We start from the raw sequence: 22,730 nt of genomic DNA on the forward strand, positions 1-22,730 counted from the left end.
GGGCGGCAGACCCGCGCCAGCGGGTGGTCACTACGGCGGGCTACGACTCCGGAACGTGGGCCGCGTGTCCGGCTTTCCTAAGGCCGTTGCGGAGCTTCTCGGCGTTGGCGTCCAGCTGCGCGGGATCCGGGTGGTGGTCCACCGAACCGAAATCGAAGTCCGCCATGGTGTTGGACGGCCACACGTGGACGTGCAGGTGGTTGATCTCATAGCCGGCCACAATGAGTCCGGCGCGCGCCGCGTCGAACACCTCGACCTGGACGGCGCCGATCTTCTGGGCCACCTGCATCACACGGGCCAGCAGCTCGGGGGACGCATCGGTCCAGCGGTCCACTTCCTCGGTCGGCACCACGAGAGTGTGGCCGTCGGCGAGGGGGCCCATGGTCAGGAACGCCACAACGTCGTCCTCGCGCCAGACGAAGCGGCCGGGGATCTCGCCCTTGATGATCCTGGTGAAGAGAGTGCTCATGCGTCTGCCCTTTCCGAGGGTGTTCCGAGGGTACTGGTGTCCAAAACAAAACGGTACTTCACGTCGCCGGCAACCATACGGTCATAGGCCTCGTTGAGCTGGTCGGCACGGACCACTTCAACATCGGAAGTGACCCCGTGCTCGGCGCAGAAGTCCAGCATCTCCTGGGTCTCGGCAATGCCTCCGATCAGCGAGCCTGCGTACGCGATCCGGCGCCGGATCAGCGCACCGGGATTCACCGGGGGCATGTCCTCCGAGGGGAGCCCGAGCTGGAAGAGAGCCCCGTCAACGCGCAGGGTGCGGAAGTACGGGTTGAGGTCGTGGGGCGCGGCGACGGTGTCGATGATGACGTCGATGCTCCGGTTCGCGGCGGCCATCGCGGCCTCGTCGCGGGACAGGAGGACCTCGTCCGCGCCGAGTTCGAAGGCTGCGGCGATTTTGGACTCCGAAGTCGTGAAGACCTTCACTTCGGCGCCCATGGCCTTGGCCAGCTTCACGGCCATATGGCCCAGACCGCCCAGGCCGACAACGCCGACGACGTCGCCCTCCTCGACGTCGAAGTGGCGCAGCGGAGAGTAGGTGGTGACGCCGGCGCACAGCAGCGGCGCGGCCGCGGCGGGATCGAGGCTCTCCGGGACGTGCAGCACGTAGCGGCGGTCCACCACGACGGAGGTGGCGTAGCCGCCCTGCGTGATGGCGTCCCCGTTGCGGCGGTCCTTCGAGCCGTAGGTCCCGGTCATGCCGTTTTCGCAGTACTGCTCGAGGCCGTCGAGGCAACTGTCGCATTCACGGCAGGAATCGACCAGGCAGCCGACGCCGACCAGCTCGCCGGGGGTGAAGTCGTCGACGGCGGACCCGACGCGGCTGACCCTGCCCACGATTTCGTGGCCGGGGACCAGCGGGTAGTTCTGGTGTCCCCATTCGCCCCGGGTGGCGTGGACGTCCGAGTGGCAGAGTCCGCAGAATTCGACGGCGATCTCGACGTCGTCTTCCTTCGGCGCGCGGCGAGCCACTGTCAGGGGAACCAGGCCGCTGTCGCTGGCTGTCGCACCGTACGCCGCAGCAAGGCGCGGGCCGTCATTGAGTTCGTCCGGCGCATCGAGGTCGGGCAGCGGCTTGGCGAGGGGCGGTGGTACGGGGCGTCCAGGAGTCATGGCTCGACGCTACCCCCGGTGACGGAACTTACCCAATGAGCACGGGCACACGGGCGTGCTTAGGCCCGGGTCCCGGCGGTGCCAATCGGGCGGGGAAGCCGTGGAGATGCCTACGCCGGATCAGCCGGCGTCTTAGTGTCGGAGGTGCCCGATAGCGTGGTTCCATGGACGGCAATCAGGGGCCCGACCAGCCTCAGCCAGAACAAGCTCAGCCAAGACAGGCTCAGCCAGAACAGGTGACAGTTCTGGATGCGGCCCGTTCGCTGGCCGCTGTCCGGCCGTCCGGGGACGTGCCGGAGCTGGACGGTGCGCGTTTGATTGCTGAAATCCGGTCCCTGGAGGACCAAAAGTCTGCCCTGGCTGCCCGCCAGGCCCGCCTGTCCGTCGCCTTCGACCTGCTCCAGCGCCGCGAACAGCGGGACCGTGGGATACCGGCCGCGGAGCTGGGCTCCGGGGTCGGCGCGCAGATCGCCCTGGCCCGGCGGGAATCCCCGGCCCGCGGCGGCCGGCTCCTGGGCCTGGCGAAAGCCCTCGTCACCGAAATGCCCCACACCCTCACGGCCCTGGACACCGGGCAGCTCAACGAATGGCGCGCCACCCTGCTGGTGCGGGAAACCGCGTGCCTGTCCGCGGAGGAACGGGCCGCTGTCGACGAGGAGCTCGCGGCCGACGCCGGGACCTTCGACGGCGCCGGGGACCGGGGAATCATCGCCGCGGCCCGGGCCGCGGCGTACCGGCGGGACCCGCGCTCGGTCACCCAGCGCGCCAGCCACGCGAGCACCGAACGGCACGTCAGCCTCCGCCCGGCCCCGGACACCATGTGCTACCTCACCGCCCTGCTCCCCGTCGCGGCCGGGGTCGCCGTCTACGCCGGCCTCACCCGGCACGCCGACACCCTCCGTTCCGCCGGAGACCCCCGCACCCGCGGGCAGCTCATGGCCGACACCCTCATCGAACGCGCCACCGGAAAAGCCGGCGGGATCAGCGGGATCGAAATCCAGCTCGTCATGACCGACCGCACCCTCTTCCAGGGCGACAGCGAACCCGCCCGCCTCCCCGGCTACGGCATCGTCCCCGCCGGCTGGGCCCGCGACCTCCTCACCAACGCCGGAAAAGACGCGGGAACCGCCGCGGCTGAACTCGGAGCGGCGCGTGCGGCGGGACAGGGCGCCGCGGGAACCGGTACCCAGCCCGGGGACACCGCCGCCGGGGATGCCGCCTTGAACAGCACCGGGGACAGGGCCATGAACGTCTGGCTCCGCCGGCTCTACACCGCCCCCGGCACCGGCGAGCTCACCACCCTCGACTCCCGCGCCCGGCTCTTCCCGGCCGGGCTCCGCCGCTTCCTCACCGCCCGCGACGACACCTGCCGCACCCCCTTCTGCGACGCCCCCATCAGACACTTCGACCACATCATCCCTTGGCACCATGACGGCACCACCACCCAGGACAACGGCGCCGGACTCTGCGAGGCCTGCAACCACACCAAAGAAACCCCCGGCTGGTCCTCCAGACCACGCCCCGGACCCCGACACACCCTCGACGTCACCACCCCCACCGGCCACATCTACCACTCCACCGCCCCGCCCCTGCCGGGAACACCGCCCCTGCCGGGAACCCCTCTCCGCCACGCCGAACCGAACGCGGACCTGGCCGCGGCCAAAAGCCCGGACCACCGCCGCCAACGCCACCGCCGAGCCAACGACATCCACCGCACCCGAAGACAAGACCAACCCGCGGCCTGACCAAACAACCGTGGAGCCCCGCAGCTGAACAAAGGGCCGACAGCCCGAACAAATAACCGGCTGCCTGCAGAAGCAACCTGCAGCGCGGCCGGCCTGCCTGGATGGTGCCGCCGTCGGACTCCGCTTAGTCCGCGGCGGTGCCGTCGGCGTAGGGTGCATCCCCGGTGACAACGGGGTTCGAGTCGTTGTTGGACCATTCCGAGAATGACCCCGGATAGAGCGCGGCAGGGAATCCGGCGATTTCGAGGGCCGCAATTTCGTGGGCTGCCGTGACGCCGGAACCGCAGTAGACAGCGGTGGGGACGTCGGCGCGCACTCCCAGGCCGGTAAAGCGCTCCCGCAAGGCCGCCGGGGACAGGAACCTGCCGTCGGCTCCGAGGTTTCCGGTGGTGGGGGCGCTTACGGCTCCAGGGATATGGCCGGCCCGCGGGTCCACCGGTTCGAAGTCGCCCCGGTACCGCTCCCCCGCCCGGGCGTCCAGCAGCAGTCCCCGCTGTCCCCAGGAGGCCGCCTCTCCGGCGTCGATCATGGGCATGGCACCGCCCGTCAGCACAACGTCCCCGGGCACTGCGTGGCGTTCGCCGCTTTCGACGCCGAAGCCCGCCCCGCGCCAGGCGGCCAGTCCGCCGTCGAGCAGGTAAACGTCGGCAAAGCCGGCGTTCCGCAGCATCCACCAGAGCCGCGCGGCGGCCTGGTTGCCGCTGTCGTCATAGGCCACCACGACGTCACCGCTGCGGACGCCCCAGGAGCGGACGGTTGCTTGGAACTGGTCCAGGGTCGGGAGCGGGTGCCGGCCGCGGCCCGGATCTGCGGGTCCGGCCAGTTCGGTGGCGAGGTCCACGAAGACGGCGCCGGGGAGGTGTCCGGCAAGGTAGTGGTCCCGGCCGTGCGGGTCGCCGAGCGCCCAGCGCACATCCAGCACCACGGTCCGCCCGCCGGTGTTGTCGGCTGCGTCCAGCCGGTCCTTCAAGGTGGCTACATCCATGAGGGTCTGCATCCGCCAACTCTATCCATCGGAATCTGCCGCCGCGGGTAGGCTGGTGCGGTGATCAGAGGGCGACAGCAGGACAGGGCGTGGGCCGCCGAGGCCATCCGCAGAATCAACGCGGAGAACAACCGGTCCGCGGACACCCACCTGTACGCAGTCCCGCTGCCCCAGCAGTGGGGTGTCCAGCTCTACCTCAAGGACGAGTCAACGCACCGGACCGGCAGCCTGAAGCACCGGCTGGCCCGCTCGCTGTTCCTCTTCGGCCTGGTCAACGGCTGGATCTCGGAGGGCACCACCATCGTTGAGGCCTCCAGCGGCAGCACGGCGGTGTCGGAAGCCTATTTCGCCCAGCTGCTGGGGCTGCCGTTCATTGCGGTGATGGCCCGGACCACCAGCCGGGAGAAAATCGCCCTGATCGAGCAGTTCGGCGGCTCCTGCCTGCTCGTGGACCACCCCTCGGAGGTCTACGAGGCTGCCGCGGAACTCGCCCGGAGCACCCGCGGGCACTACATGGACCAGTTCACCTACGCCGAACGGGCCACCGACTGGCGCGGCAACAACAACATCGCCGAGTCCATCTTCGACCAGCTGGCCCTGGAGGAGCACCCGATCCCCCGCTGGATTGTGGTGGGCGCCGGCACCGGCGGCACCAGCGCCACCATCGGCCGCTACTTGCGGTACCACCGCCACGACACGGAACTCGCCGTCGTGGATCCGGAGAACTCCGCGTTCTACCCCGGCTGGCTGGAAAGCCGCCAGGCTGCCGACGGCGGACGCCCCTCCGATACGGCGGACCCCGCCGCGGCCCCGGCGGGCCTGCCTTCCCGGATCGAGGGAATCGGCCGGGCACGGCTGGAACCCAGCTTTGTCCCGGCCGTCATCGACCACATGGTCCAGGTCCCGGACGCGGCCTCGGTGGCCGCGATGCGCCATCTGCTCGAGCACGCCGGCTTGCACGCCGGACCCTCCACCGGCACCAACTTGTGGGGCGTCTGGCAGCTCATCGCGGACATGATCGACCAGGGCCGCCGCGGCAGCGTCGTGTCGCTGATGTGCGACGGCGGAGACCGCTACGCCGGGAACTACTACAACCCGCAGTGGCTGCAGTCCCAGGGCCTGGACCCCGCACCGCATGAAGCGACGATCCGGGAATTCTTCGCCACCGGCGTCTGGCCGGCCCGGTCGTCCTAGTTGAACTGGACCTAGACCTCGACGCTGTCCCCGCTGGAGAGGTGCCGGTATTCGGTGCCGTACTTGGCGCCGATCCGGGTCACGTGCCCTTCCACGATGCCGCGCCCGTTGTCGTTGAGCAGCGCGTCGTGGATCGGGAAGGCTTTGGGGGCGCGGACTCCGATCACGAAGTCGACCACCTCCCCCACCTTGTTCCAGGGCGCGTGGATCGGCACCAGCAGCGTCCGGACGTCCGCGCCGTCGGGCACGATGAACGAATCTCCCGGGTGGTAGACGTTGGAGTCCACGAAGTAGCCGATGTTGGCCACCACCGGAATCTGCGGATGGATCAGCGCGTGCTGCCCGCCAAAGCACCGGACGGAGAACCCTGCCGTCTCAAAATCCTCGCCGGGGGCGACGGCATGGATCCGCGGCCCGGCGCCGGGGGCCTTGTCGCGCAGTTGTGCCGCGACGCCGACCGGCGCGTACAGCTGCAGGGACGTGCCGGCCGACAGTGCGGCAGCGACGGCGTCGACGTCGATGTGGTCGGCATGTTCGTGGGTGATCAGCACGGCGTCGGCACCGGCGAGGGCCTGGTCGGTCTCGGAGAAGTTCCCCGGATCGAACACCAGCACCTTGCCGTCCTTCTCGAGCCGGACACAGGCATGCGTGAACTTCGTCAGCAACATCTAGCCAGCCTAGGGTCCCGCCCCGGCGGTGTCCACGCGCCCGGCTGGTAATCTGGGACCTTGCCACCACCCCGTATCGAGACCACCAGCGAAGCGAGTTCCACGATGTCCCACGGCGCCACAACCGACGGCAGCCGGGCCACGGTGCCGGCTCCTGCCGCGGCCAAGGAGCAGCGCGTCACCAAGCAGCGCGTCGCCGTCAGCGCCGTCCTCGACGAACTGACGGACTTCGTCAGCACCCAGGAGCTGCACCGCATCCTGCAGGACCGCGGCACCTCGGTGTCCCTGGCCACGTCCTACCGGATTCTGCAGTCCCTCGCGGACGAGGGCCTGGTGGACGTCCTCCGGAACGCCGACGGCGAGGCCGTGTACCGGCGTTGCGCCGTCACCGGCCACCACCACCATCTGCTGTGCCGCAGCTGCGGCAAGGCCGTTGAGGTCGAGGCACCCGCGGTGGAGGCCTGGGCCGCACGGACGGCAACCGAGCACGGCTTCACCTCGGTCGAACACACGGTCGAGATCTTCGGGCTGTGCCCGGACTGCACGGCCCGGGCTGCCGGCTAGACCTTGGCCCTGCTGGCCGGAACTTGGGCCTCGTCGTCGGCGTCGTCGGCGGTGATCAGGATGTTGCCCTCCGAAATGGATTCGGACAGAACGTCGTGCTCAATGGCGGTGGCCAGCGGCTTTTGCTTGACAAAGCACATCAGTACGGCGGCGACCAGCGCCAGCGGAACCATCCAGACGAAGATGGGTGTCAGCGCGTCGTTGTAGGAGGAAATGATGGCCTCCTTGATCGGCGCGGGCAGCTGGCTGACCACCGCCGGAGTCAGCGAGTTTGATCCTCCGGGCGCGCCGCCGCCGGCGGCCGAGGCCGGAAGACGTTCGGCCAGCAGCTGGGCCAGCCGGCTCGCGAAGAGGCTGCCGACGACGGCGGAGCCGAGGGTGGCGCCGATCTGCCGGAAGAAGTTGTTCGACGCCGTCGCGGTGCCGACTTCGCGCAGCGGGAAGGAGTTCTGCACGATGAGCACCATGATCTGCATGCTCAGCCCCAGGCCCAGTCCCATCACGGCCAGGTAGGCGCAGATTTCCCAGAGCGGTGCTCCCGGCTGGAGGGTGGAGAGCAGCACGAGGGCGACGGCGACCAGCACGCCGCCCGCAATCGGCATCCACTTGTAGCGGCCGGTCCGGCTGACCATCTGCCCGGAGACCACCGAGGCAACCAGCAGGGCGCCCATCATCGGGATCATCAGCAGCCCGGATTCGGTGGCGTTGACGCTGAATGCCATCTGCAGGTACGTCGGCAGGTAGCCGATGGCGCCGAACATGGCCACGCCGATCAGCAGGCCGGCGACCGTCGCAAGATTGAAGTTGAGGTCCTTGAACAGGTGCAGCGGGATGATCGGCTCGGCCGTGCGGCGCTCCACCAGGACGAAGGCGACCGCGCTGAGAACCGTACCGGCGATCAGCGCGAGGATGACAGGGTCGCTCCACGCGTACTTGCTGCCGCCCCAGGTGGCAAACAGCACGAGGCAGGTCGTGGCGATCGCCAGCAACAGCATCCCGCCGAGGTCCAGCCGCGGTTTGCCGCTGTGCTTCGGAAGCTTGAGGAAGAACACGGCGCCGGCCAGCGCAAGCAGTCCCAGCGGGATGTTGATCCAGAACACCCACCGCCAGCCGGGCCCCTCGGTAAACCAGCCGCCCAGCAGCGGGCCGGCAACGGAGGCAATGGCGAAGACGCCGCCCATCATGCCCATGTACTTCCCGCGTTCGCGGGGCGGTACGACGTCGGCGATCACGGCCTGCGACAGGATCATCAGCCCGCCGCCGCCGAGTCCTTGGACTACCCGTGCGGTGATCAGCACGCCCATGTCGTTGGCCAGGCCGCCGATGACGGACCCGATCATGAACAGGATGATGGCAGCCATCAGCAGGGCCTTGCGTCCCATCAGGTCACCGAGTTTGCCGTAGATGGGCATGGTGATGGTGGAGGCGAGAATGAAGGCGGTGATGACCCAGAGCATGTCGCTGACGCCGTGGAGTTCGCCCACGATCGTGGGCAGGGCTGTACTGAGCACGGTCTGGTTCAGGGCGGCCAGGAGCATCGAGAGCATCAGGCCCACGAAGAGCAGCACCATGTGCTGCTTTCCTTCGGCCGGTCCCGCTGCGGGGACAGCGTGCTTGGTCATGAAAGTTTCCTTAGTAAATGGTGGAGCAGTGTCAACGACGGTTCGAGGGTCTCCTCGGAGATTCCCTCGACGGGGTCGTAGTCAGCTGACGAAAGATTGAAGCGGATGGGAACGCCGGCGATCATGACCAGCATGCGCGCGGCCTCCTCCGGACTGAAGCCCTCGGCACCGTCCGTCCAGGACGGGTCCCGGGCCAGCACGCCGGAGATCCCCTGGGTGACGAGCCTCTCGGCCTTGACCATGTAGTCCATATGGCGGCGGCCCAGGTTGGGGTACCGGGCAATCAGTTGGCGGCGGCGGGTGCGGTCGGTGCCCCCGATCGCCGTCCAGGCGACCGTCATCAGCAGCCGCGACACCTGCCCGACCAAATCATCGGCCGTGGTGGAGATTCGGGACAGTTGTTCCTCGTCGAGGACAGGCTCACGCAACCCCACGATCGCGTCTTCCTTCACCGGAAAATAGTTGAAGAAGGTCCGCGGGGAGACGCCGGCACTGGAGGCGATGGCCTCCACTGTGGTCTGGTCCACGCCGTCTCGCAGGGCAAGCGAGGCGGCCGCCTCATGGAGGGCGGTCCAGGTCTCGGCTTTTTTGCGCTCACGCAGGGGCACAGGAGCGGCGGCAGTCATGGGTTAAAGAATTGCACGACTGCAAAGATTGCACAAATGCATTCTTGCAGTGATGCACTAATGCCCCCGGGGAGGGTCCGCAGGTCAGGCCGGCTCAGGCGGCTGGCACTGCCGCGCTGCGCAGCACCCGGCCGTTGATCCCGCGCTTGGCACGGATCCCGCCGATAACCCGGCAGACGACGTAGATCAGGAAGGACAGCGTGGTCACGTACGGGCTGATGGGAATCCGGCCGCCGAGGGCCAGCAGGATGCCGCCGACGGTGGCCGTCATGGCGAAGGCCACGCTGAGAATCACCACCAGCCGGGGCGAAGACGTCACGCGCATGGCCGCCGCCGCGGGAGTGATCAGCAGCGCCAGCACAAGCAGGGCGCCGACGATCTGGATGGAGAGCGCCACGCTGACGCCGAGCAGCAGCATAAACCCGATGGCCAGCGCCCGCACCGGCACCCCGCGGGCCGAGGCGACGTCGGGATCCACGCTGGCGAAGGTCAGCGGACGCCAGATCGCCACCAGGGCAATCATCACCACGACGGCGGCGATGGCCAGGACCTGGAGCTGGACGGTTCCGACGGATACGATCTGGCCGGTGAGCAGGCCGAACTTGTTGGCGGCGCGCCCCTCGTACAGGGAGAGGAACAGGATGCCCAGGCCCAGCCCGAACGGCATGATGACCCCGATGATCGAGTTCTTGTCCCGGGCGCGGACGCCCAGCAGGCCCAGCAGGAGCGCCGCCAGGACCGATCCCACCAGGGAGCCCAGGACGATGTCGGCCCCGATGAGCAGGGCAAAGGCCGCGCCGGCAAAGGACAGCTCTGAGATTCCATGGACGGCGAAGGCCAGGTCACGCTTCATCACGAAGGTGCCGATCAGCCCGCCCAGCAGGCCCAGCACCGCACCCGCCCAGAGGGAGTTCTGCACCAGCGCGAGGAGTTCGCCGTAGTTTTCGAAGTTGAAGATTGAATTGAGCAGGCTGTCCAGGTCCATCTAGCCCATCTCCCCCGCCACCGCGTGGGCGTCCTCGTGGTGGTGCGTTGTGGCGTCCGGCAGTCCGACGACGATCAGCCGTCCGTTGGCGTTGATCACTTCGACGTGGCTGCCGTAAAGGTCGGACAGGACTTCGGTGGTCATGACCTCTTCCGGCGGGCCCACCCGGAAGCGTCCGCCGGCCAGGTACAGCACCCGGTCCACGTAGTCCATGATCGGGTTGATTTCGTGCGTCACGAACACCACGGCGCTGTCCTGGTCGTGGCATTGTTTGTTGATCAGGGCACTCACGGCCTGCTGGTGCTGCAGGTCGAGGGACAGCAGGGGCTCATCGCAGAGCAGCACCTTGGGATCGGTGGCAAGGGCCTGCGCCACCCGTAACCGCTGCTGTTCGCCGCCGGAGAGCTGCCCGACGGGGACGCGTGCGTAATCGGCGGCTCCCACCAGATCGAGGAGCTCATCGATTCTGCGGTTCACTTTCGCGGCGCCGAGCCGGAGCCCCCAGCGGTGGCCGTCGACGCCGAGCCCAACGAGGTCGCGGGCGCGCAGCGGCGTGTCGGGGTCGAAGGACTTCTGCTGCGGGACGTAGCCGATCCCCCGGCTGCCGCGCTCCACGGGCCGTCCCGCGAGCATGGCCGTGCCGGAGCTCAGCTCCTGCAGGCCCAGCAGCACCTTGAGGAACGTCGTTTTGCCGCTGCCGTTGGGTCCGAGGACAGCGAAGAATTCACCCGGGTTGATGTCCAGATCCAGGCCCTCCCACAGCGTGCGCTTGCCGAACGCAAGGGAGGCGCCACGGAGGCTCACTACGGGTGTCAACTTGGCTTTCCTCGAATTCTGCACAAGCCGCCGGCTCACGCTGTCCAGCTAATCTTAGGCCAGTGCCTTGCCGATGTTGTCGACGTTGTCCGTCATCCACTGCAGGTAGGACTTGCCCTCCGGCAGGGTCTCGCTGAAGTTCACCACCGGGACGCCGGCTGCTGCCGCCGCGTCCTTGACGGCGACCGTCTGCGGGCCTTCGGTCTGCTGGTTGTAGGCCAGCAGCCTGATGCTGCCCGAGCCCATCAGGTCGGTGGTTGCCTTCAGCACGGCGGGCGGAACATCGGTGTCTTCTTCGATCGCTGCGGTGTACTCATCCGGGGTCTGGTTTTCCAGTCCTACGGCTTCGAGCAGGTAGAGCGGCACCGGTTCCGTCACGGCGACGGGCGCTTCACCGGCGGACGCCTTGATTCCCGCGAGTTTGGTGTCGAGGCCGCCGAGAGACTCCTTGAAGGCTGCGGCGTTACTGCGGAAAGTCTCGGCGGAGGACGGTTCCAGCTCGCCGAGCTTGGCCGCGACCGCGTCAGCCACCCGTGCCATGGCCGGCAGGCTGTACCAGACGTGCTCGTTGAATCCGGCATATTCGTGGCCGTGGCCGTCGGCGGTGGCGGACGGGTCTGCGGTCTCTTCCGGGGCGAGCCCGGACAGCTCCACGGCATTCAGGACGTTGGCGTGGTCCAGCCCCGTGTCGTCCGCGAGTTTGTGGATGAAGCTGTCGTATCCGCCGCCGTTTTCGACCACGAGTTCGGCTTTGGACACCGCCAGCTTGTCCTGTGTGGTGGCCTCGTAGGAGTGCGGGTCCTGGCTGGTGCGCGTGATGATGGAGTTGACCCGCACCTTGTCCGCGCCGATGGTGCTGACGATGTCCCCGTAGACGCTGGTGGAGGCGACCACCTCGACGATTCCGTCGCCGGCACCGGCGGAATTCCCGGAGGCGGAGTTTCCCGACGTCGGGGTGCAGGCCGTCAGCAGCAGGGTGGCGCCGGCAAAAGCGGCGGCGATGGCACGGGCAGCGGGACGGTGCACGGAAGACCTCGGATCTGTTATTGAGAATCAGGAGCAATAGCAACAGCTCCGAGTGTATCCCTAAATAGGAATGATTCCTATTTAGGGATACACCGGCGGCTACTGGTCCTGGCCGAGCCTCCGGTAGCCGGTGGCCTGGGTGGCGTCCCGGATCTCGCCGACGAGCTGCTCTATGACGTCCTCCAGGAAAAGGACGCCCTGGGTGAGACCGTCGGGGCCGATCACGCGGGCCAGGTGCGAGCCGGTCCGCTGCATGACGGACATGGCCTTCTCGATTTCGTCGTCCATCGCCAGGTTCGCCAAGGACCGGATGTGGCTCTCCGCGATCGGCTGGTGATACGCCGCGTCGGGGATGGAGAGCACGTCCTTGATGTGCAGGTAGCCGGAGAGCATCCCGTCGTCGTCGAGCATCGGGAAACGGGAGAACCCGGTGCGGCTCACGGCCTTCTCGAACTCCACCGGAGTGGTGTTCGATTTCATCATCACGAGCTTGTCGAGCGGGACCATCACGTCGGCCGCGGTGTGTTCGGAGAACTCCAGTGCACCGGTGATGAGTCCGGCGTCGTCGTCCACGAGCCCGTGGCGGGTGGATTCCTGCACGATCGACTGGACTTCCTCGAGCGTGAAGGAGGAGGTGACCTCATCCTTCGGCTCGATCCGCATCAGTTTCAGGATGTGGTTCGCGGACCAGTTGAGCGCCACGATCACCGGTTTCACCAGCCGGGCGATGAACATCAGCGGCGGAGCCAGCAGCAGGGCTGCCTTGTCCGCCACGGAGACCGAAATGTTCTTCGGGACCATCTCGCCGATGGTGACGTGCAGGAAGGTGACCAGCAGCAGGGCGACGGCGAAGGCGACAATGTCGGCGATTTCCACCGGGATGCCAGCCGCCTCCAGCGGCACGGCCATCAGGTGGTGGATGGCCGGTTCGGCCACCTGCAGGATCAGCAGCGAGCAGACCGTGATCCCGAGCTGAGCGCAGGCGAGCATCAGCGATACGTTTTCCATCGCCCGCAGAGTAGTTTGAGCCCGCTTGGATCCCGCCTCGGCGAGCGGCTCGATCTGGCTCCGGCGCGCGGACATGACTGCGAATTCGGCACCAACGAAGAAGGCGTTGCCGAGCAGCAGCACCACCAGCCAGAGGATTCCCGCCCAGTCGCTCATGCGGCACCGACCTGGCCGTTGGAGTGCTCCCCGTGGTGCACGCGGACCGGCTTGAAGCAGATCCGGTCAATCCTGCGCCCGTCCATGCGGGTGACGGCCAGGGTGCCGCCGTCGACGTCGACCGTGTCCCCCACCGCTGCGATCCGGCCCAACTTGCTCATGACGTAGCCCCCCACCGTTTCGTAGGCAGACTCGTCGGGCACGGTCAGGCCCGGGATCTGTTCGGAGAGTTCATCGGGGCGAAGCAGCCCCGGGAAGTACCAGTCCCCCGATGCGCTCTGCAGCAGCCCCGGGCGGACCTTGTCGTGCTCGTCGGCCACTTCCCCGACGATTTCCTCGACCAGATCCTCCAGGGTGGCGATGCCGGCGGTGCCGCCGTACTCATCCAGGACCACGGCCAGCTGCAGATTGCCTTCGCGCAGTTCGGCCAGCAGGGCATCCAGGTGAATAGTTTCCGGAACGCGGAGCACATCGGTCATGATGGCACCGGCCTCCAGCTTGGCGCGCCGGCTTGAGGGTACGGCGATGGCCTTCTTGATGTGCACCACGCCGCGGATGTCGTCCGAGGATTCCCCGATGACCGGGAAGCGCGAGTAACCGGTGCGGCGTGCGGCCTCCACAATGTCGGAGACCGGCTGGTCCCCGTCGATGGTCTCGACCCGGATGCGGGGAGTCATGACGTCCGCCGCTGTCCGGCCCGAGAACTTCAGGGTCCGGGCGATGAAGTTGGCGGTCCCGGCGTCGAGGGTTCCCATCGCCGCCGAGCGGCGCACGAGGGAGGCCAGCTCGGCCGGTGTCCGGGCACCCGAAATCTCCTCCTTGGCCTCCAGGCCGAAGATGTTGAGCACCTTGTTGGAGAAGCCGTTGAGCACCACAATGGCGGGTTTGAAGACCGCCGTGAACATCAGCTGCGGCCGGGCGAGGGCTTTGCCGACCTGGAACGAGAGCGCAATGGCCATGTTTTTCGGGACCAGCTCGCCGATCAGCATGGACAGGAGGGTCGCGAAGGCCATCGCCATAACCAGCGACACGGAGGAAACTGCCGCTTCCGGCAGGCCCAGGGCGCCCAGCGGGGCTTCGAGCAGTTTGCCCACCGACGGCTCCATGACGTAGCCGGTGAGCAGGGTGGTGATGGTGATGCCCAGCTGGCAGCTGGAGAGCTGCGTGGACAGGGACTTGAGGCATTTGAGCAGGGGCGCGGCGGCGGTATCGCCGTCATCCACGGCCCGCTGGACGGTGGCCTGGTCGAGGGCCACAAGGGAAAATTCAACGGCTACAAAGAAGCCGGTTCCGAGGATGAGCAGCAGACCTGCTCCGAGAAGAAGCCACTCCATTTAGCGGCCTGCTTCCGGTGCGGCGGCGCGGCGTGGCGCCCGGCTGCCGGGGTGCGGGGACGGGCCCGGCGGAGGATGGTCGGCCGCGGCCGACCCTGTTTCCTGGAAGGTCCCGGGTTTCTGAAAGGCACTTGGCTGGCGTGCCGCCGGGGAGTGATGGGCGCGTGAACGGGGTTTGCCGGCTCTTCGGGTGGACTGCGCGGGAACGGTTTCCGTTCCCGCCTGACAGCCCCCAGGCCGGCACCTAGATTTACTGTCCATAAGAGTTTCAGTCTACAGGAGCGGGGGGCGCCGGCCGCCGTCGGACACCGCAGGTGACGCCCGACGGCGGCCGCTCCGCCGGCGCCGCGGCTCACCAGCTCTGCGGGACCGGACGGCCTTCCTCATACCCGGCTGCGGACTGGATCCCCGCCACGGCGCGTTCCCGGAACTGTGCAAGATCCGCAGCGCCGGCGTAGCTCATCGAGCTGCGGAGCCCGGCCGTGATCATGTCCAGCAGGTCCTCCACGCCGGGCCGCGCCGGATCGATGAACATCCGGGAGGTGGAAATGCCTTCCTCGAAGAGGGCCTTGCGGTCCTTTTCGAAGGCTCCCTCGCGCTGGTTGCGGTTCTGCACGGCGCGGGCGGACGCCATCCCGAAGCTTTCCTTGAACTGCCGCCCGGTGGCGTCCTGCTGCAGGTCCCCGGGGCTCTCGTGCGTGCCGGCAAACCAGGATCCGATCATCACCTGGCTGGCGCCGGCCGCCAGGGCCAGCGCGACGTCGCGCGGGTAGCGGACGCCGCCGTCGGCCCACACGCGCCCGCCGGCAGCCCGCGCGGCCGCGGAGCACTCGAGCACAGCGGAGAACTGCGGCCGGCCCACGGCCGTCATCATGCGCGTCGTGCACATCGCCCCGGGCCCCACGCCGACCTTGACGATGTCCGCGCCGGCCTGGATGAGTTCGCGGGTCGCCTCCGCCGTGACCACGTTCCCTGCCACCACGGGCACACCGGGATTGAGCCCCTTCACCGCGGCCAGGGCATCAAACATCTTCTGCTGGTGGCCGTGCGCGGTGTCGAGGACCAGCACGTTGACCCCGGCGGCCAGAAGTTCCGCGGCGCGCCCGGCGACATCGCCGTTGATCCCGACGGCGGCGGCCACCTTGAGCCGGCCGGCCGGGTCCAGCGAGGGCCGGTACAGCGTGGAGCGCAGGGCGCCCTTCCGGGTCAGGACGCCGGCCAGGACGCCGTCCCGCTGCACCGGCGCGAAGTCGGTCCCGGCGGCGTCCATCGCGTCGAAGGCGCGGCGCAGCCCGGCCCCGGGCCCGGTGCCGGTCCCGCCGCCGGACCCGTTGCCGGACCCGCCGCCGTCGGGGGCGTCTTCCAGCAGTGCCGCGTCCAGCACCAGCGGCTGGTGGCGCATCACCGAGGCGAGCGAGGCGAACCGGTCCTGGCCCTCACAGTCGGCGGCACGGACGATGCCGGTGACGGCACCGGAGTCATCGACGACCATGACTGCCCCGTGCGGGCGCTTTCCCATCAGGTGCAGGGCATCAATGACTGTGTCGGCCGGCGACAGTGTGACCGGGGTTTCCAGGACGGGGTGGCGGGTCTTGATCCAGGACGTGACGTCGCGGATCACATCGAGCGGCACGTCCTGCGGCAGGACCGCCAGCCCGCCGCGCCGGGCCATGGTCTCGGCCATGCGCTTGCCCGTCACCGCGGTCATGTTGGCCGCGACGAGGGGAATCGCGGAACCGGTCCCGTCGTCCGCCGCAAGGTCCACGTCCAGCCGGGAGGTGACGTCGGAACGGGACGGTACAAGGAAGAGGTCCGAGTAGGTCAGGTCGGTGGTGGGCTCGGTCAGGAAACGCACGGCTGCTCCTTAAATGGCATTCCGGTGCTCAACGGGTTCTCAGTGTGATTCTAGCGAGGCTTTCGACGCGTCCCGGCACCGGTCCGGGCGGCCGCTGCGGGCGGCTCAGGAGGGCAGGATGGGGTGCCGTGACGGCGCGTTGAGGCGACTTCATGATTTGAGTCACCCTTATTGGCGGTTTGGCAAGAATCGTCACTAGACTGGCAGAGGTCTGGGTTCACTGGACGCGGAGACTGGTTCAATCGTCGTGCTAAGGCACCGTGAAACCAGTGGGAATCAAACTCATGGAAGAGGCGTAATTCAAGTGCCAGAGCAGCCTAGCCACCGTCTACCAGAGGAATTTGGCGGAAACGAGTGGCTCGTTGACGAACTGTACGAGCGGTATCAGCAGGACAAGAACACGGTGGACGCCAAGTGGTGGCCCTTGTTCGAATCTTTCGGCGCCGACGACAGCTCGTCCACCAACGGAGCCTCAGGCGCAGCGACAGTTGCGCACCCCGCCACCCGCGAACTTCCCGTAGTAGCCCCGGCTGCCGCGGCGGCAACGCAGCCGCCGGCGCCCGCCCCTGCCCCCGCCGCACCGGCCCCCGCCCCGGCGAAGAAGGCCCCGGCCACCGTTGCCCGCGACGGCTCCAAGACCTCGGACGCCGGCCCCGGCACCGCGCCGATCCCGGCCCAGCTCCCCAAGAACATCAAGGCCCCGACGGCGCCCGAGGAAGACGTCGTATCCGTCCTCCGCGGACCGGCCAAGGCCATCGCCACCAACATGATCACCAGCCTGGAGGTTCCGACCGCCACCAGCGTGCGGGCGATCCCGGCGAAGCTGCTGATCGACAACCGCGTCGTCATCAACTCCAACCTGGCCCGTGCCCGCGGCGGCAAGGTGTCCTTTACGCACCTGATCGGCTACGCCGTCATCCGCGCCCTGGCCCAGTTCCCGTCGATGAACGTTTATTACGATGAGGTCGACGGCAAGCCTGTCGCGGTCCAGCCGGCGCACGTGAACTTCGGCATTGCCATCGACATGCCGAAGCCCGACGGCTCCCGCCTGCTGATGGTGCCCAACATCAAGAAGGCGGAGACCCTCAACTTCTCCGAGTTCTGGCACACGTACGAGGACCTGATCAAGCGTGCCCGCGCCGGCAAGCTGACGGCCGACGACCACTCCGGCACCACGGTCTCGCTGACCAACCCCGGCGGCATCGGCACCGTGCACTCGGTGCCGCGCCTGTCCAAGGGCCAGGCCGCCATCATCGGCGTCGGAGCACTGGACTACCCGGCCGAGTTCCAGGGCGCCAGCGCGAAGATCATTGCGCACAACGCCATCAGCAAGGTCCTCACGCTGACCTCCACCTATGACCACCGCGTCATCCAGGGTGCCGGCAGCGGCGAGTTCCTGAAGCTTGTGCACCAGCTCCTGCTCGGCGCGCAGAACTTCTACGACGAGATCTTCGAATCCCTGCGCATCCCCTACGAGCCCGTGCGCTGGAGCCCGGACCTGCAGGTGGACCCGGCCGACGAGATCAACAAGGTCGCCCGGATCCAGCAGCTCATCCACGCCTACCGCGTCCGCGGCCACCTCATGGCGGACACCGACCCGCTCGAGTACGTGCAGCGCAAGCACCCGGACCTCGACGTCCTGACCTACGGCCTCACGCTGTGGGACCTGGACCGCGAGTGGCCCACCGGCGGATTCGGCGGCAAGCCCATGCTCACCTTCCGCGACATCCTCGGCGTGCTCCGCGACGCGTACTGCCGCACAGCTGGCATCGAATACATGCACATCCAGGACCCGGAAGAACGCAAGTGGTTCCAGGACCAGATCGAGCACCCGTACTCCAAGCCGAGCCGCGACGAGCAGCTCCGCATCGTCTCCAAGCTCAACGCCGCCGAGGCCTTCGAGACCTTCCTGCAGACGAAGTTCGTCGGCCAGAAGCGCTTCTCGCTCGAGGGCGGCGAGTCGCTGATCCCGCTGCTGGACGCCATCATCTCCGACGCGGCCGACGACGAACTCGACGAAGTGGCGATCGGCATGGCCCACCGTGGCCGGCTCAACGTGCTCACGAACATCGCCGGCAAGACCTACGCCCAGGTCTTCCGCGAATTCGAAGGCACCCAGGACCCGCGCTCCGTGCAGGGCTCCGGCGACGTGAAGTACCACCTCGGCACCGAGGGCACCTTCACCTCGGACAACGGCAAGGAGACCAAGGTCTACCTCGCCGCCAACCCGTCCCACCTCGAGGCCGTGGACCCCGTCCTCGAAGGCATCGTCCGCGCCAAGCAGGACCGCCTCGACCAGGGCGAAGCCTTCCCCGTGCTGCCGATCATGGTGCACGGCGACGCCGCCTTCGCAGGCCAGGGCGTCGTGGCGGAGACGCTCAACCTCTCCCAGCTGCGCGGCTACCGCACCGGCGGCACCATCCACATCGTGGTCAACAACCAGGTCGGCTTCACCACCGCCCCGTCGTCGTCGCGTTCCTCCACCTACTCCACGGACGTCGCCAAGATGATCCAGGCGCCGGTGTTCCACGTGAACGGCGATGATCCGGAAGCCGTGGTCCGCCTTGGACAGCTCGCCTACGAGTTCCGCCAGCGGTTCCATAAGGACGTTGTCATCGACATGGTCTGCTACCGCCGGCGGGGCCACAACGAGGGCGACGACCCCTCGATGACCCAGCCGCTGATGTACAACCTGATCGAGGCCAAGCGTTCGGTCCGCAAGCTGTACACCGAATCCCTGATCGGCCGCGGTGACATCACCGAGGAAGAGGCCGAACAGCTGCTCCGGGACTACCAGGAACGGCTGGAGCGTGTCTTCGCCGAAACCCACGCCGCGCAGACCTCCCCGATCCCGATCATCAAGGTGGATTCCGCCGCGGTGTCCGATCTGGAGCGCCCGCTGGCCCAGCAGGCCGATTCCGGCACCAGCGCCCCGGCCTCGACGGCGATTTCCGCCGAGACCCTTGCACGCATCGGCAAGGCCCACATCGATATCCCCGAGGGCTTCACGGTCCACGCCAAGCTCAAGCAGCTGCTGGAGAAGCGTGAAGTGATGTCCCGTGAAGGCGGCATCGACTGGGGCTTCGGCGAACTGGCCGCCTTCGGATCGCTCATCATGGAGGGCGTTCCCGTCCGGCTCGCCGGCCAGGACTCGCGCCGCGGCACGTTCGTGCAGCGCCACGCCGTCTTCCACGACCGCGCCAACGGCGACGAATGGCTGCCCCTGGCCCACCTCTCCGACGACCAGGCCAAACTCTGGATCTACGACTCCCTGCTGTCGGAATATGCGGCCATGGGCTTCGAGTACGGCTACTCGGTGGAACGCCCGGATGCCCTGGTGCTCTGGGAAGCGCAGTTCGGTGACTTCGTCAACGGCGCGCAGACCATCATCGACGAGTTCATCTCCTCGGCCGAGCAGAAGTGGGGTCAGAGCTCCTCGCTCGTGCTGATGCTGCCGCACGGCTACGAGGGCCAGGGACCGGACCACTCCTCCGCCCGGATCGAGCGCTTCCTGCTGATGTGCGCCGAAGAGAACATGATCGTGGCCAACCCCACGACCTCGGCGTCGCACTTCCACCTGCTGCGCCGCCAGGCGTACAGCCGGCCGCGGAAGCCGCTGATCATCTTCACGCCGAAACAGCTGCTCCGCCTCAAGGCCGCGGCGTCGTCGGTGGAGGATTTCACCACCGGCACCTTCCGGACGGTCATCCCCGAGCACGAGCAGCTGCAGGGTGACGCCGTCGAGCGTGTCCTGCTGGTGTCCGGCCGCCTCTACTACGATCTGCTGTCCACCCGGCAGAAGACCGGTGACAAGACGACGGCGATCGTCCGGGTCGAGCAGCTTTACCCGCTGCCGGCCGCCGAGATTGCCGCCGAGCTTGCCAAGTACCCGAACGCCGAGGTCGTCTGGGCACAGGACGAGCCCGCCAACCAGGGCCCGTGGCCGTTCATCGGCCTCAACCTGCCGGACGCCCTGGACCGCCGGGTCCGCCTGGTTTCCCGCCCCGCCTCGGCTTCCACCGCGGCAGGGTCGATGAAACGCCACGCAGCCGAGCAGGACTCGCTGCTCAAGCAGGCTTTCGCACGTAAGTAAGGTCAGCGCTGCCCGGCCGGAGATGGAAATACGCAACTCCGGCCGGGCACCGTTGTTTAACCGGCTTTGTCCCCTCCATCGCGGATGGTGGGGACGGCTAATGGACGCTCTGAAGTGAAGAGGTAGTCGTGGAAGATCGAAAGCTGCGGATCGCAGCCGTGGGCGATGAAATGCTGGCCGGCCTGGGAGACCCCCGCGCGCTGGGCTGGCTGGGGCGGGTGCTGGCGCGCACGCCGCAGGACGGGCTGTCCCTGGAGTGCTATTCCCTGCCCTGCCCGCAGGAAGGCACGGAAGGCCTGGCCGCCCGCTGGTTCCAGGAAGCCGGCCGGCGCTTCAACGACCACCACGAGAACCGGCTGGTGATCGGGCTCTCCGGACGCGATGTCGAGTTCGGGCTCTCCACGGCACGCAGCCGGCTCAACCTCGCCAACATCCTCGATTCCGCGTCGCAGAACAAGATCGAGGTCTTTGTCGTGGGCCCGCCGCCGACCCTGGACCCGACCCAGAACCGCAGGCTCGGGGAGCTCAACACCGCCTTCGCCGACGTCACCACGCGGCGCAAACACCTCTACGTCGACACGTTCTCCCCCCTGCTGAACCACGAGCAGTGGCGCCAGGACCTCGCCGCCAACGGCGGCACCCCCGGCCAGGCCGGCTACGGGCTGATGGCCTGGCTCGTGCTGCACCGCGGCTGGTTCCAGTGGCTGAGAATCGACGCCCCGGAGTAGCCTGCCCACCCGCGGCCGCCGGGGCACTTCGCGATATATCTTGACTCTGCAAATCCGGCGATATATCGTGACTTCATAGTCACGATATATCGCAATGATTCGCAGCAGTATCGCCCCGCCCGGAGGAACCATGGCAGAGAATTACTGGACCGTCACCGGTCCGCAGACCATCGACGTCGACGGCGTCAGCTCGCTTAAGCTCGGCATCGTCCGGGGCCGCTTCGACATCGTCCGGCACGATGAGCCCGTCACCCGGGTCGAGGTGTCCGACGTGCACGGCGACCCGCTGGCGATCAGCCTCGTCGACGGCCGCCTGGAGGTCCGGCACCAGCTGCACGGGCCCCAGGGATGGTTCAAGAACCTCATGGGCACCGTCAACAACAGCAGCAGCAACTCGGTGGTGGTCAGCATCGCCCTGCCCGCCGGCGTCGAGGTCGAGGCCGGCACCGTCAGCGGCGACGGCATGGTCTCGGGGATCAGCGGGCGCACCCGGCTGAACACGGTGTCCGGTTCCGTCCTGGCCGACGGCACCTCCGGGGACTTGTCCGTCAGCACCGTGAGCGGCGAAGTGATCGCCCGCAACCACCACGGTGTGCTGACGGCCAAAAGCGTCTCCGGCGAGGTCACGGCCTCCGGTGATTTCAGCCACATCCGTGCCAACACCGTCAGCGGGGACCTGAGCTTCGACCTGCACGGCTTCACCGAGGACTTCGGGGCGAATTCGGTGTCGGGTGATGTCACCATCCGCCTCCCGCACGACGTCGGCGTGGACATCATCGCCAAGTCCGCCAGCGGCGCCATCGTGATCAACGACCAGCGGTACAACCAGCCCAGCGGGAGCGTGCAGACCATTGCCGGCCCCGACTCCCAGCTCATGCTGGTCCGCACCAACTCCGTCTCGGGGAAGACATCGATCTTCCACGGGCGGCCGGGCGCTGATCCCACGAAGGGCCCCTGATGCCTCCGGTTTTTGCCCACGGGGCGCTGCGCCTCTATCTGCTCGCGCTGCTGGAATCGGGTCCGAAGCACGGCTACGAACTCATCAAGGCGCTCAGCGAACGCTTCGGCGGCACCTACTCCCCCAGTGCCGGCACCATCTATCCGCGGCTTGGCAAACTCGAGGAGGAGGGGCTGGTGGCCACCCACACCGAGGGGCGCCGGACGTACTACAGCATCACCCCGGACGGCCTTGCGGAGCTGGACAGCCGGCGGGACGAACTCGCCGGCGTGGAAAACGACATCTCCGCATCGATCCGGCGGCTCGCGGACAACCTGCGGCAGGACATCAAAGTCAACATGCGCGGGCTGCGCGCCGACCTCGCCGCCACGGCCGAGGCCGCGCGTTCCTCGGCCCGTGCGGCCGGATCAACGGTCGCCTCGCTGGCAGGCCAGCGCTACTCGCAGGAGGGCGACAGCCGGCTGCGTGAGGCGGAGATGCTGGTCCAGGCCTTCCGCGATGACATCCGCGTGGAACTGCGCCGGCACGGCGGCCGGCATCCGATCACGCCCATGACGCTGGAGACCGTCAAGACCGTGCTGGACCAGGCACGGATCTCCATTCGCAACTCCCTGGACTGAGCCCCGGCCGTGATCGCCCCACTGCTTGCCCCTGCGCTTGTCGCTGCGGTTGTCCCGGCGCTTGTCCCTGTGCTTGTCCCTCCGGGGGCGCTTCCCGCCCCGCCGGTTCGCGGCGGGTGCCCTG

General features: G+C 67.9%; 19 protein-coding genes. 7 read left to right on the forward strand and 12 right to left on the reverse strand.

What is annotated here, in order from left to right; genetic code table 11:
• Positions 1 to 40 precede the first annotated feature (40 nt).
• A complete protein-coding gene (locus tag AC06G6_RS13120) occupies positions 41 to 469 on the reverse strand; it encodes an HIT family protein (RefSeq protein ID WP_479822694.1) in 429 nt (142 codons plus the stop codon).
• On the reverse strand, positions 466 to 1,623 hold the full coding sequence (locus tag AC06G6_RS13125) for an NAD(P)-dependent alcohol dehydrogenase (RefSeq protein WP_479822696.1): 1,158 nt from the start codon (positions 1,621 to 1,623) through the stop codon (positions 466 to 468). Before AC06G6_RS13125 ends, AC06G6_RS13120 begins: the two co-directional genes overlap by 4 nt.
• A 164-nt stretch (positions 1,624 to 1,787) precedes the next feature.
• Between AC06G6_RS13125 and AC06G6_RS13130 the strand changes: the two genes are divergently transcribed.
• Positions 1,788 to 3,368, forward strand: a complete 1,581-nt coding sequence (locus tag AC06G6_RS13130) for an HNH endonuclease (RefSeq protein WP_479822698.1) — start codon at positions 1,788 to 1,790, stop codon at positions 3,366 to 3,368.
• Between the two features lie 124 nt (positions 3,369 to 3,492).
• Here AC06G6_RS13130 and AC06G6_RS13135 read toward each other — a convergent pair whose 3' ends face one another.
• A complete protein-coding gene (locus AC06G6_RS13135; protein WP_479822700.1) occupies positions 3,493 to 4,365 on the reverse strand; it encodes a sulfurtransferase in 873 nt (290 codons plus the stop codon).
• 48 nt (positions 4,366 to 4,413) lie between these two features.
• Here AC06G6_RS13135 and AC06G6_RS13140 point away from each other — a divergent pair, with 48 nt between their 5' ends.
• A complete protein-coding gene (locus AC06G6_RS13140) occupies positions 4,414 to 5,547 on the forward strand; it encodes a PLP-dependent cysteine synthase family protein (protein WP_479822702.1) in 1,134 nt (377 codons plus the stop codon).
• Between the two features lie 11 nt (positions 5,548 to 5,558).
• On the opposite strand, the gene AC06G6_RS13145 is transcribed toward AC06G6_RS13140, so the two are convergent.
• Positions 5,559 to 6,215 (reverse strand): MBL fold metallo-hydrolase, encoded by a 657-nt coding sequence (locus tag AC06G6_RS13145; protein ID WP_479822704.1) that lies wholly within the window; start codon positions 6,213 to 6,215, stop codon positions 5,559 to 5,561.
• Between the two features lie 105 nt (positions 6,216 to 6,320).
• On the opposite strand from AC06G6_RS13145, the gene AC06G6_RS13150 reads away from it, so the two are divergent.
• Complete coding sequence (locus AC06G6_RS13150) at positions 6,321 to 6,779, forward strand: Fur family transcriptional regulator (protein WP_479828669.1); 459 nt, start codon at positions 6,321 to 6,323, stop codon at positions 6,777 to 6,779.
• Here the strand turns inward: AC06G6_RS13150 and AC06G6_RS13155 are convergent.
• From AC06G6_RS13155 to AC06G6_RS13190, 8 genes are all read right to left on the reverse strand, one after another.
• On the reverse strand, positions 6,776 to 8,401 hold the full coding sequence (locus tag AC06G6_RS13155; RefSeq protein ID WP_479822706.1) for an MDR family MFS transporter: 1,626 nt from the start codon (positions 8,399 to 8,401) through the stop codon (positions 6,776 to 6,778). The two genes, AC06G6_RS13150 and AC06G6_RS13155, sit on opposite strands and share 4 nt — an antisense overlap.
• Positions 8,398 to 9,027, reverse strand: a complete 630-nt coding sequence (locus tag AC06G6_RS13160) for a TetR/AcrR family transcriptional regulator (RefSeq protein WP_479822708.1) — start codon at positions 9,025 to 9,027, stop codon at positions 8,398 to 8,400. The genes AC06G6_RS13155 and AC06G6_RS13160 overlap by 4 nt, the downstream gene beginning before the upstream one ends.
• 94 nt (positions 9,028 to 9,121) lie before the next feature.
• Entirely contained in the window at positions 9,122 to 10,012 is an 891-nt protein-coding gene (locus tag AC06G6_RS13165) for a metal ABC transporter permease (RefSeq protein WP_479822710.1), read from the reverse strand.
• A complete protein-coding gene (locus AC06G6_RS13170; RefSeq protein ID WP_479822713.1) occupies positions 10,013 to 10,828 on the reverse strand; it encodes a metal ABC transporter ATP-binding protein in 816 nt (271 codons plus the stop codon).
• A 54-nt stretch (positions 10,829 to 10,882) separates the two neighbouring features.
• Positions 10,883 to 11,854: a metal ABC transporter solute-binding protein, Zn/Mn family gene (locus AC06G6_RS13175; protein WP_479822715.1), complete on the reverse strand. Its 972-nt coding sequence runs from the start codon at positions 11,852 to 11,854 to the stop codon at positions 10,883 to 10,885.
• Positions 11,855 to 11,953: 99 nt separating this feature from the next.
• Positions 11,954 to 13,018, reverse strand: coding sequence for a hemolysin family protein (locus AC06G6_RS13180; RefSeq protein WP_479822717.1), 1,065 nt, complete (start codon positions 13,016 to 13,018; stop codon positions 11,954 to 11,956).
• Entirely contained in the window at positions 13,015 to 14,352 is a 1,338-nt protein-coding gene (locus AC06G6_RS13185) for a hemolysin family protein (RefSeq protein ID WP_479822719.1), read from the reverse strand. Before AC06G6_RS13185 ends, AC06G6_RS13180 begins: the two co-directional genes overlap by 4 nt.
• A gap of 352 nt (positions 14,353 to 14,704) precedes the next feature.
• Entirely contained in the window at positions 14,705 to 16,207 is a 1,503-nt protein-coding gene (locus AC06G6_RS13190; RefSeq protein WP_479822721.1) for a GuaB1 family IMP dehydrogenase-related protein, read from the reverse strand.
• Positions 16,208 to 16,511: 304 nt separating this feature from the next.
• Between AC06G6_RS13190 and AC06G6_RS13195 the strand changes: the two genes are divergently transcribed.
• The 4 genes from AC06G6_RS13195 (at position 16,512) to AC06G6_RS13210 (ending at position 22,606) form a co-directional block, all read left to right on the forward strand.
• On the forward strand, positions 16,512 to 20,300 hold the full coding sequence (locus AC06G6_RS13195) for a multifunctional oxoglutarate decarboxylase/oxoglutarate dehydrogenase thiamine pyrophosphate-binding subunit/dihydrolipoyllysine-residue succinyltransferase subunit (RefSeq protein ID WP_479822723.1): 3,789 nt from the start codon (positions 16,512 to 16,514) through the stop codon (positions 20,298 to 20,300).
• A gap of 128 nt (positions 20,301 to 20,428) precedes the next feature.
• Positions 20,429 to 21,028 carry a GDSL-type esterase/lipase family protein gene (locus AC06G6_RS13200; RefSeq protein WP_307459791.1) on the forward strand — a complete coding sequence of 200 codons (600 nt, stop codon included), beginning with the start codon at positions 20,429 to 20,431 and terminating at the stop codon, positions 21,026 to 21,028.
• A gap of 130 nt (positions 21,029 to 21,158) precedes the next feature.
• A complete protein-coding gene (locus tag AC06G6_RS13205) occupies positions 21,159 to 21,986 on the forward strand; it encodes a DUF4097 family beta strand repeat-containing protein (protein ID WP_479822726.1) in 828 nt (275 codons plus the stop codon).
• Positions 21,986 to 22,606, forward strand: a complete 621-nt coding sequence (locus tag AC06G6_RS13210; RefSeq protein WP_479822728.1) for a PadR family transcriptional regulator — start codon at positions 21,986 to 21,988, stop codon at positions 22,604 to 22,606. Before AC06G6_RS13205 ends, AC06G6_RS13210 begins: the two co-directional genes overlap by 1 nt.
• The last annotated feature ends 124 nt before the right edge of the window (positions 22,607 to 22,730 follow it).

This window comes from Arthrobacter sp. CJL-S3 (genome assembly GCF_056711635.1).